13 protein-coding genes and 1 other annotated feature are annotated in these 14,500 nt (G+C 47.9%); of the genes, 4 read left to right on the top strand and 9 right to left on the bottom strand.

Annotated elements, in window-relative coordinates:
* The 3 genes from L9G74_RS02330 to L9G74_RS02320 all read right to left on the bottom strand — a co-directional run bounded on the left by L9G74_RS02330 (nt 1) and on the right by L9G74_RS02320 (nt 2,388).
* A complete protein-coding gene (locus tag L9G74_RS02330; protein ID WP_238894663.1) occupies nt 1-954 on the bottom strand; it encodes a PilW family protein in 954 nt (317 codons plus the stop codon).
* Nucleotides 955-957: 3 nt separating this feature from the next.
* Entirely contained in the window at nt 958-1,527 is a 570-nt protein-coding gene (pilV, locus tag L9G74_RS02325; protein WP_438944531.1) for a type IV pilus modification protein PilV, read from the bottom strand.
* 306 nt (nt 1,528-1,833) lie between these two features.
* A complete protein-coding gene (locus L9G74_RS02320; protein WP_238894662.1) occupies nt 1,834-2,388 on the bottom strand; it encodes a hemerythrin domain-containing protein in 555 nt (184 codons plus the stop codon).
* A 266-nt stretch (nt 2,389-2,654) separates the two neighbouring features.
* Here L9G74_RS02320 and nfo point away from each other — a divergent pair, with 266 nt between their 5' ends.
* Nucleotides 2,655-3,506, top strand: a complete 852-nt coding sequence (nfo, locus tag L9G74_RS02315; RefSeq protein WP_238894718.1) for a deoxyribonuclease IV — start codon at nt 2,655-2,657, stop codon at nt 3,504-3,506.
* Nucleotides 3,507-3,573: 67 nt separating this feature from the next.
* Here nfo and thrC read toward each other — a convergent pair whose 3' ends face one another.
* Genes thrC through thrA form a run of 3 tightly spaced genes read right to left on the bottom strand, consistent with a single transcriptional unit; the run spans nt 3,574 to nt 8,304 of the window.
* A complete protein-coding gene (gene thrC, locus L9G74_RS02310; RefSeq protein ID WP_238894661.1) occupies nt 3,574-4,857 on the bottom strand; it encodes a threonine synthase in 1,284 nt (427 codons plus the stop codon).
* Nucleotides 4,858-4,888: 31 nt separating this feature from the next.
* Nucleotides 4,889-5,839 (bottom strand): homoserine kinase, encoded by a 951-nt coding sequence (thrB, locus tag L9G74_RS02305; protein ID WP_238894660.1) that lies wholly within the window; start codon nt 5,837-5,839, stop codon nt 4,889-4,891.
* Nucleotides 5,836-8,304 carry a bifunctional aspartate kinase/homoserine dehydrogenase I gene (thrA, locus tag L9G74_RS02300; protein ID WP_238894659.1) on the bottom strand — a complete coding sequence of 823 codons (2,469 nt, stop codon included), beginning with the start codon at nt 8,302-8,304 and terminating at the stop codon, nt 5,836-5,838. Before thrA ends, thrB begins: the two co-directional genes overlap by 4 nt.
* A gap of 509 nt (nt 8,305-8,813) precedes the next feature.
* On the opposite strand from thrA, the gene slyD reads away from it, so the two are divergent.
* Nucleotides 8,814-9,413: a peptidylprolyl isomerase gene (gene slyD / locus L9G74_RS02295; protein ID WP_238894658.1), complete on the top strand. Its 600-nt coding sequence runs from the start codon at nt 8,814-8,816 to the stop codon at nt 9,411-9,413.
* 47 nt (nt 9,414-9,460) lie between these two features.
* Here slyD and trpR read toward each other — a convergent pair whose 3' ends face one another.
* The gene (gene trpR, locus L9G74_RS02290) at nt 9,461-9,736 is read right to left on the bottom strand and encodes a trp operon repressor (RefSeq protein ID WP_238894657.1); all 276 of its coding nucleotides are present in this window, start codon (nt 9,734-9,736) and stop codon (nt 9,461-9,463) included.
* Between the two features lie 365 nt (nt 9,737-10,101).
* On the opposite strand from trpR, the gene hpf reads away from it, so the two are divergent.
* Together hpf and pheA are read left to right on the top strand one after the other, a co-directional pair.
* Nucleotides 10,102-10,440 carry a ribosome hibernation-promoting factor, HPF/YfiA family gene (hpf, locus tag L9G74_RS02285; RefSeq protein ID WP_238894656.1) on the top strand — a complete coding sequence of 113 codons (339 nt, stop codon included), beginning with the start codon at nt 10,102-10,104 and terminating at the stop codon, nt 10,438-10,440.
* Nucleotides 10,441-10,531: 91 nt separating this feature from the next.
* Nucleotides 10,532-10,650, top strand: a sequence feature (Phe leader region).
* A 35-nt stretch (nt 10,651-10,685) separates the two neighbouring features.
* A complete protein-coding gene (gene pheA / locus L9G74_RS02280; RefSeq protein WP_238894655.1) occupies nt 10,686-12,620 on the top strand; it encodes a prephenate dehydratase in 1,935 nt (644 codons plus the stop codon).
* Between the two features lie 137 nt (nt 12,621-12,757).
* Here the strand turns inward: pheA and L9G74_RS02275 are convergent, their stop codons facing one another.
* Entirely contained in the window at nt 12,758-13,093 is a 336-nt protein-coding gene (locus L9G74_RS02275; RefSeq protein ID WP_238894654.1) for a hypothetical protein, read from the bottom strand.
* 265 nt (nt 13,094-13,358) lie between these two features.
* Entirely contained in the window at nt 13,359-14,498 is a 1,140-nt protein-coding gene (gene tyrA, locus L9G74_RS02270) for a bifunctional chorismate mutase/prephenate dehydrogenase (RefSeq protein WP_238894653.1), read from the bottom strand.
* Between the last annotated feature and the right edge of the window lie 2 nt (nt 14,499-14,500).

The following is a 14,500-nucleotide window of genomic DNA, read 5'->3' as shown; positions in this document are numbered from 1 at the left end:
TTAGCTATCTTCCAACTGAGCCAATGGGTTTTCTAAAACCACCATGGTGGATAACACAACACGTCGATAGTTATCGTTAAATGGCCCCAACTGCTTGTCACCAAGCGTATATTGCTTGTCATTCTGATAACTACGATCCGGATCGACTGCTCGGACCAACAAAAACACCTTAAATGCCACAATTCGGTTGGTAGACGAGTTATTCCACATCGCTTCTGTCATGTTATTAGCCGCTAAAAACTTATCGGCAACATCATCACCATCCATGTCTATGCCATAAAGAATGCGCATATTTTCAATGCCATCGACCAACTGCTCGATATTGTTCATCCCTGAGGAAGACAAGGCTCTGCGGGTAAGTACTGGCTCACCGCCAACGTCACTGATGTAGTAGATACGGTGCTGGTATTGCCACGTCCGATACTCAATATCGGCGGGCTGATTACTGTCGCTGGAAAAGAAAACAATACTGTTACCTTTGGTCGCAGCCCGATAACCACTGGATGCAGCCGCAGGCCCCACCATACGTTTAAGTTGCACCACATCAGTATTAGCCTCAACACTGCTAAGACAGCCGATAGACTCAGCACTATTGCCGTTTTCATAACCCCATAACAGCCGAAAATTGCCCGCCGCGGTAGGCAATGAGCGGTTATTAATGCCTGCGCCAATACAGTCATTCGCAATCGCATCGCGCACCTCAACGCCGGTGCCTAAACGTAGCGACTGACCAGTGGCATCGCCCATAAAACCAGTTTGCATTAAATCAGGAGTAATAATGGCAAGCGCCAGCCGCCCGTTCTCTTGCAATTGATTAAATTGCCCGGTGGTGGTGATATTTGTCGCCGACATAGAAAACATAGCGAAGAGCCCAAGGGTGAGAAACAGGCTAATCAGCATCGCTACCATCAGTTCGACAAGGGAGAACCCTTTGGTCATTGTTATTTTTGTCATAGCCTAATTACGCTCAATCACACTGGCTAACTCAAACAGTCTACGGCGATTATTTAATGCACTACCGCAATTAGAACTAGAGCTAACTTTGCCCGCCATTTCTCGAATACCGCGCCATGCAATCACAATGTTGACATTACGATCATTCACCACAATACACGCCGTAGTGGTGTCTAACCCGCCCACATTCTTGCCATTATCGACTTCGGCGCCGCCAGAGAATGTCCATCGCCATTGGTACAAATCCCAAACACGCATGTTTGAAGAATTACAATTCGCCCCAGATTGGTCACAAGAAGTTGGCACGGTTTCCCCCGCCGCCAAAGCTCCATAGGTGCCAGCATAGTTAGCTAACTCAGTGCGGTTTGACTTCATTCGGTTCAACATGTCATTAGCAAGATACGCCGCTTGCGTTTGCTGAAATGATTCGAAACTCGAACGTTTGGCTACAATGTGCAAATTGAAAATGCCAATAAGGCCGATCACTAGAATCACCAGTGCAACCATCACTTCTATGAGAGAGAACCCGCCTCTCTTATTTTTTAACAAAGTCAAATCTCCGGCATATGCCAATTACACGGCGATAAAAACGAAAAATATTGTTAATTTTCTGCCAGTTATACTGAACATATTCTTTTAAAGAATAGTTAAACATTAGCGTATTTGCTAGTAACAAAGAAATGCTATAGCGCACGTTATTTATACATTTTTGCAATATTACAATAGTGCTTTTGCTCGACAACTGTTGAACGAGCATTTACTAATCACAAAAACTCAACAAGTTACAGCCAATGTAGCAACATAGAAAGCAGCCGAATAGCTGCACGTGAACAACAAAAAAGCCGGATAATTCCGACTTTTTTGCATTAGACATAGAAATTATTTTAGAGAAATAGGTTCGACGGTTTGAATGTAACCACGCAATTCCTCAAACACCACATCATCGCTGTTGGTAAATAAAGGGTCATCTACCAATTTCTCAGAGCAGGTTGATTCAACTCGTTGCCAATCGTCAGCTGTCATGGTCTTTTCTAACAAAGGGAAGATGTGCTCCTCTTCATAGCGCAAGTGTTCTTCCTGCATGGTGACGTAAGCCTTCAGGTCCTCAATCAGCTTTTCTTTAGCCACCACAATGTCATTGAGAATCAAATTGAGCGTAGTGGCCAATGTTGTTGACGCATCAACCAGCTTTTGATGCTCTTGACTGAGCCGTTTGGTAGAGTCTTTGCGCGCGAATCGCTCAAGATAGTATTCATAGATAATATCTTCCAGCGGATGGTGGCTATGCTCGGTATAACTTTGCATGTACTCCACTACATCGCGTACCAAGCCAAAGTTGACCGATTCACCATCGGCTAGCTTCTGGTACTTTCCTTTAAGCAGATTGAGCAACACAGCAATGTGCTTATGATCATTATGTAATCTAGGCAGCATAGGGCTCTCCAGGCTGGGGCCTTCATTGGTTAAAATCTAGTAAAGAACTTTCAATTTACCCAATATTAGCGACTGCATTAGGATAAATACTTGATAGTGATCAAGGAAATTTATTGACCTTGTGGCAGATAAAGCGAACAAAATCACAGAAAATTACAACAACGGCTAGAGTGATGCCGTGTGTTATTGCTGCCGCACAATACTTGAATGGCTAAAGTTGGAGATGGTAGCCTTGCGGCAATTTTTTGATGACAAACCAAAATGCCATGACATCTCAACGTTGGGTGGGCGCTCACGTCAGCGCCCAAGGCGGCGTCGCCAATGCGCCATTAAATGCCGCGAAAATCGGCGCGACCGCTTTCGCGCTATTCACTAAAAACCAACGGCGCTGGCAGGCCGCGCCTTTGCAAGCGGCAGATATTGAGGCATTCCAGCACAACTGTCAGGCTCACGGTTACCAAGCCGCACAAATCCTGCCGCATGACAGTTACTTGATAAACCTCGGCCATCCAGAGCCTGAGCTACTCGCCAAGTCACGTGAAGCCTTTGTTGATGAGATGCAGCGTTGTGAGCAATTGGGACTCACGCTGCTCAACTTTCATCCGGGCAGTCACCTACGCAAGATTTCGGAAACGCTATGCTTACGCAACATCAGCGATTCCATCAACGTCGCGTTGGAGCAAACGCGAGGAGTGACGGCGGTGATTGAAAATACCGCCGGACAAGGTTCTAACCTTGGGCATCAATTTGAGCAGTTGGCGCAAATCATCCATCACGTGGAAGATAAAAGTCGTGTTGGCATCTGTTTAGACACCTGCCATATGTTTGCCGCAGGTTATGATCTGACGACCACCGAAGCCTGCCAGCAAAGCTTTGCGCAATTTGGCGACATTGTCGGCTTTGACTATCTCAAAGGCATGCATTTAAACGATTGCAAAACAGCATTTGCCAGTCGGGTCGACCGCCATGATTCTCTTGGCTATGGCACGATCGGCAAAACGGCGTTTGAGTTCATTATGCAACACCCGGCCACCACCGAAATCCCACTGATTTTGGAGACGGTTCGGCCTGAGATTTGGCCCGAGGAAATTACCTGGCTGCAAAGCGTCAGCCGTTAAACCGCCACTGAAATACGCCTATAAAAAAGGCTCCGCGAGGAGCCTATTGCGACCGAATACTGATTAGCTAACCCAAGGTTTTGAGCATATGTGCTTTCAGTGCCGCAAAGTCTGCTGGCAAAGTTGCCGCCAAACTTGGCTTGTGTGCCACATCAGCTAACGCTTTTGGCAGTGGCAAGTCGGTGCCTAACTCACGATCCACCACATCTTTAAACTTAGCAGGGTGTGCCGTCGCTAAAAAGATACCGCGCTCATCCTCTTTAAGCGTCATGTTGAGCGCTTCGGCGGCAATAGCGGCATGAGGCTCTGATTGGTAGCCCGAGTCTTTCAAAGTCTTCAGCGACTGATGAGTTTGCGACTCAGATAATGCCACGCCAGTTAAGTCGGTCAGCGGCCATTTCATCTCCGCGAAGATCGCTTCTACCCGCGGCCAATTGGAAGGCTCCGACACATCCATAGCGTTCGACATGGTGGCCACAGTGTGGCGAGGCGCCCAATCACCAAAGCTTAAATAACGCGGTACGGTGTCGTTACTGTTGGTGGCAGCCACAAAACGTTTCACTGGTAGGCCCATCGCTTTGGCAAAGAGTCCAGCAGTCAAGTTGCCGAAGTTGCCACTCGGTACACAGATCACTGGGTCATCGTGATACTGCTGGCGATAACGCGTCACAGCCTCAAAGTAGTAGCAGATTTGTGCCAACAAACGGCTGATATTGATAGAGTTGGCCGAGTTCAAGTGCAATCCATCACGCACATCGCTATCTTCAAACGCCTGCTTAACTAACGTTTGACAGTCATCAAAGTCAGATTCCACCGCCACGGTATGGATGTTATCACCCAATGTGGTGAACATTTTTTCCTGCAGTTCGCTGATTTTGCCTTTCGGATACAGCACCATCACTTGCACTTTATCTAAGCCATAAAAGGCATCGGCCACCGCGGCACCGGTGTCGCCCGAGGTCGCAGTAAGAATAGTGATCTTATCGTCGCCGCCCACCGCGTTGAGACACTGCGCCATAAAACGTGCGCCAAAATCTTTAAATGCCAAAGTTGGCCCGTGAAACAGCTCTAAACTGCTGCGACGCTCATCCACCTCAACCAAAGGCAGTTCAAAGTTAAAGGCGTTTTCGACTAATTGGTCGACTAACGGCTGGCCTAATTCATCCGCCAACCAAGCGCCCAACACCGCTTTACTGCGTTCCACAAACGGTAAAGCTAATAAGGCTTCAACATTGGCTAAGCGCGGGATTTTCGTAGGGAAAAACAAGCCGCGATCCATACCGAGGCCGAGCTTAACCGCTTCAGCAAAGTTCACCCGTTGCGCGGGATGTTTAAGGTTATACAGTTCCATAATTCGTCATTGCCTTATAAGTTGTCATACATCATTCAACTGCCAAGACTCTTGCCCCCTGAGAGTCGAGTCGGCAAATATGCGAGAAGCCGCCAGCTTCTGTCAGATAGTGCGCCTGCAGCCATGCATTAGCTTCATTGGCTTTAGCTAGATCATCGGTCACAGTAAACAGTGTCGGCCCGCTACCTGAGATCCCTGTGGCTAACATGCCCAATTCGGCAAGCGCCTGCTTGGCTTGCTCAAAGCCGGGGATGGCAGCAGCACGATAAGGCTCAGCCAACACATCTTTCAGTACGGTAATAGCCAGTTGTGCGTCTTGGCGATAGCTGGCGTGCACAAACGCGCTGAGGTTTTTACCAAATTCTATCGCCACGCTTTTATCGTACTGCGCTGGCATCAAGGCACGCATCTTCGCGGTTGAGAGCGAAATGCCCGGATAGGCGACGACCCAATACCAATTTTCAAAGGCGGGGATCGCTTCACAAATACGCTCCGGCAGATCCAACATAAGCTGCATACCACCGAGGTAACATGGCGCTACGTTATCGTAATGAATCGCACCACTGATACGCCCTTCAAACTCGCCCATTAACGCCAGCAATTGCTGTTGATTACACGGACGGCCAAAAAATTCATTCAACGCATAAAGTGCGGCCACCACGGAACTTGCGCTAGAACCTAAGCCGCTACCCACCGGCAGGTTTTTACTCAGGCTTAACGCTACGCCGCGATTGATGGCAAATTTATCAAGAAAAAACTCGGCACACTGATAAACAATATTATCCTCTGGCGCTGGCGGCAGCTTAGCTGCCCACTCACCCACTTGCGCCAAATGCACGCCGCTATCCGCCGCACTAATGGTCACTGTGTCGCCCAATAAACTGCCATCTATCGGTGCCAGTGCCGCCCCCAGCAGATCAAAGCCCACACCGACGTTGCCCATCGAGGCTGGCGCATACACAGTTAACGCTGCCGAACTCATAAATCTACCTCTCTTGTCCAATTCAGCGTACGTAGCAAGTCAGCAAATACCCCTGCTGCAGTTACCTCAGTACCCGCGCCATAGCCGCGCAGTACAAATGGAATCGGTTGATAATATTGGCTGTAAAATGCCAACGCATTTTCACCGTCTTTCACTCTGAACAATGGATCATCTTCCCCCACGGCACGAATACCTACGCTGCAACCCGCGTCGGAGATTTCGCCAACATAACGCAGGGTTTTACCTTGCGCTTTGGCGCTAGCAATCTGCTCAGCCATCCACGCATCAATGCTCGGTAAACGCGCCATAAACTGTTCGACATCGCCGTCGCTATCAAAATCAGCAGGTAGCACAGGTTCAACATGAATATCTTTCAGTTCCAATGGCATACCCGCTTCACGCGCGATGATTAACACCTTACGCGCCACGTCCATACCATTCAAGTCGTCACGCGGATCTGGCTCGGTAAAGCATTTTTCGCGGGCAATATGAGTAGCTTCCGACAGGCTCATACCCTGCTCTAACATGCCAAAGATATAAGACAGCGAGCCAGACAAAATGCCTTTAAACGACTTTAATTTGTCACCGGCATACATCAGTTTCTTCAAGTTATCGATAACGGGCAAACCAGCACCAACGTTGGTTTCGTACAAGAATTGGCGCCGCTGAGCCAATGCGGTTTTACGCAGTACGCGATAGAAGTCCATATCGGCGGTATTGGCTTTTTTGTTCGGCGTTACCACGTGGAAGCCAGCATTCATGATATCTGGGTAGGCGCTAGCAATTGCTGAAGATGAAGTGCAATCCACCAACACAGGGTTGAGCAGTTGCTGTTCTTTGCTCCAATCCAACATCGCTTGTAGATCAAACGCTTGCTGGCACGCATTCAAATTATCCTGCCAATTCTCTAAAGCGATGCCACCAGCATCGAGCAGCATGGTATTCGAGTTGGCAATCGCACAGACACGAATGGTGATGTTCTGCTTTTTCAGGAATTCAGTTTGTTTCGCGATTTGCTCTAACAATCCTGCGCCGATGTTGCCTGAGCCAACCAAGAACAGATCCAGATATTGCTGCACATCGAAGAAGCCTTGATGACACGCACCAATGGCGTTGGTGATCTTACGTTGCTCGATTACCGCCGAGATAGAACGCTCAGATGAACCTTGGGCGATAGCGACAATGTTGACACTGGCTTGCGCCAATGCTTGGAAGAACTTAGCCGCCGCACCTTTATAAGTACGCATGCCATCACCGATCAGCGAGATGATAGACAATTGATGACGCATGACGATAGGCTCAAGCAGCTCGCTCTTTAGCTCCAGCTCAAACTCCTGCTCCAATACCCATTTGGCCTTGGCCGCATCGGCCGATGGTACGCAGAAACTGATGCTGTATTCACTCGAGCTTTGAGTAATCAAGGTCACGGATACCCCCGCCCGAGCGATAGCACCCAAAATGCGCGAGGCCATGCCCACCATGCCTTTCATACCTGGGCCAGACACATCCACCATAGTTTGGTTGTCTAGGTTGGAGATGGCTTTCACCTGCAAACCGGTTTGATCTGGGCTACTCGACACTAACGTGCCCGGCGCCTGTGGATTGAAGCTGTTTTTGATGTAGCAAGGAATTTGGAATTGAGCGATGGGAGCAATGGTTTTCGGGTGCAACACTTTGGCACCAAAGTAAGAGAGTTCCATCGCCTCTTGGTAACTAAGCTGCGACAGCAACTTGGCATTTTTTACAATGCGTGGGTCAGTGTTATAGACACCATCGACGTCAGTCCAGATTTCACAACTTGAGGCATCCAAACAAGCCGCCAATACTGCAGCGGAATAATCTGAGCCATTACGGCCAAGGGTAACCACTTTGCCTTCGGCGTTTGCCGCCGTGAAACCTGGCATAACCCACACTCTTTTGTCGTCCAGATTTAGCAGTGAAAAACGCGGTTTACTCACGTTAATATCAACAACAGATTCCGCCGGTGTTCCATGAGCTAAGAATAAAGAGCGCGGTTCAAGTAAACCAGAAGTCAGCCCTTTTGCTTCCATCACTTTGATCATCAACGCCGCCGATAGACGCTCACCCGCGACAACCACTTCAGCCCGCACAGTATCAGGACACTCCCCCAAGAGCACGATACCGTCTAATTTGGCTTTCCAGTCTTTCAGCTGTGCGTCCAGCTTATGGGTTAACGAGGCTTCCGCTGCCGCATCATGAATCATCACTAACGCATCGCGATAAAGCTGACGAAATACGCTTTCCACCTTTTCGAGCGCTGCGGCAACATCGCCTTTTTCCAACGCACATTCCACCATGGCAAGCAATCCATTGGTGACCGTAGCGGGAGCCGACAGCACCACCGCGATGCTCTCCTCCTTCGCTGATCCCGCCACAATATCAGCGGCCATCTCAAAACGTTGCCAATTTGCCAACGATGTACCGCCAAACTTCATCACCTTCATCGTTTTTCTCCTAAATACCGCCACCCAACAACAAAAAACCCGCTTCTCTTTCGATCGGCGGGCTTTACTTAATTCTCTAAACTCAGGGTATATCAGCCCGCCCCCACACCAGTAATGGTGGTGGTAATAATAATGGTAGTAGTGATATTGGCTGACATCGTCATGGATAAAACCATAAAATCTTTACGACCCTGAATTTGTTAATATTTATGTACTAAATTTGCTGGCAACAAGAATTGCTTTTTTTGACGCTGCTTGTCAAGGAGTTTTTCGGACGATTTACTAACAAAATTCTGAGTTAAATGAAAATATCTCAGTTAGTCGCCAAAGATATTACATTTTATTTAACACGTTCTCGCTCAACGAGCTTTGCTTGCCTATGGGCTGCACGGGGCAGATGCACTGCAATAGTTCAAACACTGTGCAGTAGTTAGCATAAGCAAAGGCCATTATTCGCCAGCGATAAAAAAGCACGCTATCATGCCGCGACATCTTTAACGGGAGGCGATATGCAAATCACCCAACAAAGTGCGGTCACTATTCATTACCGTTTGACCGACACACAAGGCAAATTAATTGAAAGTTCATTTGACGGCGAACCTATGGTTTACCTGCACGGAATGGGCAATCTGATCCCAGGACTGGAAAAAGCACTTGAAGGTAAAACTCAGGGTGAAACTCTAGAAGTCACTATCGATTGCGAACAAGCCTATGGTCCATACCACGACGGCTTGCGCCAAGAAGTTCCGTTAGAAGCGTTCGGCGATATCCAAGATATCGTTCCCGGCATGCGTTTCATCGCTGAAACCGAAATGGGTCAACGTCCAGTACAAGTAACTGAAGTACGCGATAACACCGTTATTGTTGATGGCAACCATCCACTGGCGGGTCAATCACTGGTATTTAACGTAGAAGTGATGGAAGTGCGTGAAGCGACCGCTGAAGAAGTGGCTCACGGTCATATCCACGCCCATGGTCACGATCACGGTCACGAAGGTGGCTGCTGTGGCAGCCATGACCATGGTGATGAAGGTTGCTGCGGTGGTCATGATCACGGTGACAAAAAAGAAGGTTGTGATGGCAACGGTGGTTGCGGCTGCCACGGCTAACCATCTTTTCTCATCATTCCGCCAAAAAAGAGCCTTCGGGCTCTTTTTTATTGGATTAAGGCACTGATCCGCTGCCGTAACTCTGGTGACATGTTCTTTAGGTAGTTAGAGCAGCGAGTAATGGTAGCAATACTGACCTCATACTCTGCGGCAATCTGTCGCTGGCTCAACTGCCCCTCAAGTAACAATTGAAACACCCGTAAACGCCCTGCAATTGCATGCCGCTCATCTTCCGTCAGTAGCAGTTCAAATAAACAAATTAGGTTATCGGCATTATCCATCGCAATAACTTTTTCTAGCACTTGTTGCCAATCTGGCCGCATAACTACACCGTATTCATGTAACAGTACGTGAAGACAGTTTACCGAATTTACTGACGATGTGAAGTAGCTTGCGAGATTGGTGTTAATAGAGGGAAATTTTACAGCAATTATTGATAGGACAGATAAGTGATTGATAGTTCGAAAAACGCACTAGAAATGGGGATTCCAGCCTTGTTATCCACTCAAATATGGCGGGTTATAGCAGCAGTTGCAAGCATTTTTACCTTACTTAATCAAAAGGTGTTTAACAGCTCAAAATTATGAACTAAACGTTCTTAGTAAATGCCTCAAGGTGATTTACATCACAAATATAGCGGCCATAATTGATACTCTGAAGACGTGGAAACAACAGAGGGTTGAACAATATGCTTAAAATCACCAGCAAAGAATTCAATGTCACCGAAGCTATCCGCAATCGCATCGAAAGCCGCTTGGAGAAGCTGAATCGCCACGATGTAGACATGATTAATCCCCACATCATCATCATCACTGATGGACCGATGTTTAAAATAGAGTCTTCAATTAAGGTCAACAATGGCCAGCTGTTCGCTCAAGCCAAACATCAGAATTTATATACGGCTATTAACGCCATGGGGCAGAAGCTGGAAAAACAACTCAATCGCTTGACCCACAAGCCGGCTAAACGTACACCTGTGGCACTTGTCGAGCCACCAGAAGATTACTCCGAAGAGTACGCAGCATAAACCTTTCAGGGCGCATTAAGATGCGCCCTTTTGATTTCTGAACAAAATATGATTGACACATCCTCCGCTTCGTTTTAGTTTGACTGACCATGAATACCGTACTCTTCTCGTTTTTTACTTTCTTTTTTACACCTCATTGCGGAGGCGGCGGTATCGTGTAAAAACGAAAGTGAAAATTACCAAGCCTCCCAATCGGGAGGCTTTTTTGTATATTAAATAGCATTAGCCAGTACCAAGAGGTCAGCATGAAGAAAGCACCGCAACTGAACCAACTTAGAGAACTCATCACCAGTTTGGACAATGAGCTACTCTCACTACTGGCTAAACGTCGTCATCTAAGTATTGAAGTCGCCCGCAGCAAAGAAGCGGATATTCGCCCCATTCGCGACACGTTGCGAGAAAAGGAACTGCTGGCGCGTTTAGTACAACAAGGGCGAGCGCAAGGATTGGATGCGCATTACGTCTTGAGTTTGTATCACACTATCATTGAAGACTCCGTGCTCAACCAACAAGCCTATCTGCAAGGGCAAGCCAACCCCAATAGCCAAAAGCAGCGCATGGCGGTGGCATACCTCGGTGCTAGAGGAACCTATTCTTATCTGGCTGCATCACGTTATTGCCAACGTCGCCAAGTAGAAATGCACGACATTGGCTGTTCGAGTTTTGATGAAATCGCCCAAACGGTTGAATCGGGTCACGCCGACTACGGTTTTCTGCCAATTGAAAACACCTCATCAGGTTCAATCAACGAAGTGTTTGACCTGCTGCAACACACCAATCTGGCCATTGTGGGTGAAACAACGATTGATGTAGGCCATTGTTTGCTCGCCAAACCTGACAGCCTAATGAGCGATATTCAAACGCTTTATGCTCACCCACAACCTATCAGTCAATGCAGCCAATACTTAGCTAGGCATGGACATTTAAAGCTGCAATATTGCTCCTCTAGTGCTGAAGCGATGGAGAAAGTGCTGCAAGGTGACCGTTCAGTGGCAGCCATTGGCAGTGCAGAAGGCGGTGCACTCTACGGCTTGGAGGCGTTAGAGTCGGGTCTTGCGAATCAGAAAGTGAACCGCACCCGTTTTATTGTGGTCGCCCGCAAGCCAATTGACGTACCAGAACAAGTCCCCGCTAAAACCACGTTAATTATGGCGACCGGCCAAAAACCCGGGGCGTTAGTGGATACCTTGCTGGTATTGAAAGCGCACAATATCAATATGAGTAAATTGGAATCTCGTCCAATTACCGGCACGCCGTGGGAAGAGATGTTCTATCTTGATGTGGATGCCAATTTGGCCTCAGCAAGCATGCAACAAGCACTGAAAGAGTTAGAGCGTTCAGCACGCTTTATTAAGGTGCTCGGCTGTTATGCGAGCGAAACCGTTAAACCAACACAGCTTGAACATGGCCAGTTATTGATTGAGCCCGAAAGCTCAAAATCAACCAAACAAACCCCGCGTGACGCACGCCATAGCCGCCAGTTCAAACCAAGCAGCACCGAAGTGCAATTGGGACAAACGCTGATTGGTGAGCAACATTACGCGGCGCTAGCACAGATGCCGATTGAATGGTTCCACGAAAGCTTTAGCGCCCACGCCACCGCGTTAAAAGAAGCGGGGTTCCAAGCAATGATTATCACCAATAATGATAGTCATGCGATTGATGAGTCGATATTGAGCAAGCTGTGCCAACAATTAGAGTTAGCAGGATTAGAAGCGATTTTAGCCATTGAACAACCGCAAGACCTCAGTGTACTGCAAAGCTATGCCAACGCGCTGCTAGTGCCGGGCAAACAGATGTTCAACAAAGCGTTGCTCACTGCACTCGGCTCATCAAGCTTACCGGTGCTGCTAGAACGCAATACCATGGCAACCGAAGCTGAATGGTTAGCCAGTGCAGAGATCTTCTTACAAGCGGGTAATCAGCAACTGGTCTTGTGCGAGTCCGGTGTGCGTAACTTTAACCATCCCGAAGCGCTTGAAGTAGATTTAACCTCGTTAGTTAATGTGCGCGCCACTAGCCACTTGCCAGTGATTGTGAACTTGAGTTACTCCAAACATAATGCCGAAGCGATGGCGCTGGCGGCCAGTAAACTCGGCGCCAGTGGTTTAGTGCTGAATGCACTGGAAGATATTGAAGTGAGTCAGTCGCTATTAGCGGAGCTATATCAGGCGGAATAGTTGCGAGTTACGAGTTACGAGTTGCGAGTTACGAGTTACGAGTTGCGAGTTGCGAGTTGCGAGTTGCGAGTTGCGAGTCAGCAATATTAACCATTAAAAAACCAGCCTCGGCTGGTTTTTTAGCTCATACAAGAAGCTTATACGGCGATACCATCTGCTAAGCTGATCCAACCTTTAAACACACGGTAGCTAAACCAGATAACACCCAAAGCAAACAACGCCATGCTGAGCCATACGATGCTAGTGCCATAACCGATCGCAAATAACGCCAGCAATCCTAAAATGCTGTGTCGTTGCCAACGCAGGTGTCGTCCCATCACCGAGTCAGCCTCAAATTGCTTTTGATTAAGATTTATTGCCAAACTGAGCAATACAGGTAAAAGAAAAAGTGGAAAGGCACACATTAACGCATAAAGGAAATGTCCAATGGAGCGGTCTTCGGCATGAATAGCATGTGAAGTGGTTCCGGTCATTATCATCTCTCCAATCTACTGCAGGACGTAAGCTAGTTACTGCTTCCATAAACATACGTTGAGAATGAGCGATGTGCAATCATACAATTGAAATAATCTTCAGCTATGAGCAACCGCATCAACGGCAACTATCCCTAGCAGCAAGGTATTTCGACTATTTTTTGCCCTATAAGTTCCTCGTTCGCTCAGGCGATACAGTAATGGCTTGCTGTATCAAGCTGAAAATGACGAAGAACCTATTGACTCTCCGTCACTAATAGTCCACTCAGTGAGATTTCAGATCATTCACCGATTGCAACATCGCGCGGCTTTCATTGCGAAATTGCGGTGCTAACTCACCAAACCATTGCGATACTCGCTCAAATTCAGCAATAAACCCGGCACGATCTTGCTGTTCAATCAGCGTTAGCGCCTTGGTGAAGTTTTCTAAGTAGTGAGAAATGACGCCAAAGCTGTCTTTCTGAGCGAAGATAATGTCGGCATATAACTCAGGATTCTGTGCAAACAACCGCCCCACCATAGCCAATTCTAAGCGATAGATGGGCGAGCTAAACTGCAGCAAGCTTTCCATGTCGACACCTTCATTACACAGGTTGAAGCCGTAAACAAAGGTACAAAAGTGACGCATCGCTTGCACAAACTGCATTGCTTTGTCGTGTTGTGGCGCCTCAGCTTCGACTACACGAGCGCCCCAGATGGTGATCTGTTCCAGCAACCATTGGTAATGCTGTTGGCCGCGGCCGTGACACACCACCACCACTTGTTTTGCCAAACTGCCCACGTCAGGGCCAAACATTGGATGCAAACCAACCACTGGCCCTTTATGGGCTTCCATCATGGCGGTTAACGGCGCTGATTTAATCGAGGTTAAGTCGGCCAAAATGCAATGTTCAGGCAAAGATGACAACTTCTCTCGAATCACCTCGCAGGTGACCGCAATCGGCACCGATACAATGACCATACCCGCACCATCAAGCAGAGCATCAGCTTGCTGCCAATCGTCTTTATCTAATGACACCACTTGATAACCAGACAAGTTGAGCATCTGTCCGAACAGCTTACCCAGTTGCCCTTCGCCACCGACAATGACCACTTTGCCGAGATCTTCGCGCACTTGCTTAAAACCCACATCCTTTTCATTGAGATAAGACTCACGCATCAAACGACGCAGCACATCTTCAATCAGCTGAGGCTGAATACCGATAGCTTCAGCTTCCGCACGACGCTTCGCCAGCATCGCCGCTTCTCGTTCTGGTGCATAAATGGGCAGACCTGCACCATGTTTGACCGCGCCGACTTGCGCCACTAAATCGAGTCGTTTACGCAACAAGTGCAATAATTGTTGGTCAACACCATCAATCAGATCACGTAGCTGTTCCAGCTCTTCTGTGGTCTTTTCTGCCATTA

The organism is Shewanella electrica, from assembly GCF_022321485.1.
GTDB lineage: Bacteria > Pseudomonadota > Gammaproteobacteria > Enterobacterales > Shewanellaceae > Shewanella > Shewanella electrica.
This window is presented reverse-complemented; position numbering and strand designations above follow the sequence as displayed.

Excerpts from the sequence above, each read along its gene's own strand:
- L9G74_RS02320 (WP_238894662.1), bottom strand. The coding sequence starts at position 2,388 with ATGCTGCCTAGATTACATAATGATCATAAGCACATTGCTGTGTTGCTC.
- L9G74_RS02275 (WP_238894654.1), bottom strand. The coding sequence starts at position 13,093 with ATGACCGGAACCACTTCACATGCTATTCATGCCGAAGACCGCTCCATT.
- thrC (WP_238894661.1), bottom strand. The coding sequence starts at position 4,857 with ATGGAACTGTATAACCTTAAACATCCCGCGCAACGGGTGAACTTTGCT.
- trpR (WP_238894657.1), bottom strand. The coding sequence starts at position 9,736 with ATGCGGCCAGATTGGCAACAAGTGCTAGAAAAAGTTATTGCGATGGAT.
- thrB (WP_238894660.1), bottom strand. The coding sequence starts at position 5,839 with ATGAGTTCGGCAGCGTTAACTGTGTATGCGCCAGCCTCGATGGGCAAC.
- tyrA (WP_238894653.1), bottom strand. The coding sequence starts at position 14,498 with ATGGCAGAAAAGACCACAGAAGAGCTGGAACAGCTACGTGATCTGATT.
- nfo (WP_238894718.1), top strand. The coding sequence starts at position 2,655 with ATGACATCTCAACGTTGGGTGGGCGCTCACGTCAGCGCCCAAGGCGGC.
- thrA (WP_238894659.1), bottom strand. The coding sequence starts at position 8,304 with ATGAAGGTGATGAAGTTTGGCGGTACATCGTTGGCAAATTGGCAACGT.
- L9G74_RS02330 (WP_238894663.1), bottom strand. The coding sequence starts at position 954 with ATGACAAAAATAACAATGACCAAAGGGTTCTCCCTTGTCGAACTGATG.
- pheA (WP_238894655.1), top strand. The coding sequence starts at position 10,686 with ATGAAGAAAGCACCGCAACTGAACCAACTTAGAGAACTCATCACCAGT.
- slyD (WP_238894658.1), top strand. The coding sequence starts at position 8,814 with ATGCAAATCACCCAACAAAGTGCGGTCACTATTCATTACCGTTTGACC.
- hpf (WP_238894656.1), top strand. The coding sequence starts at position 10,102 with ATGCTTAAAATCACCAGCAAAGAATTCAATGTCACCGAAGCTATCCGC.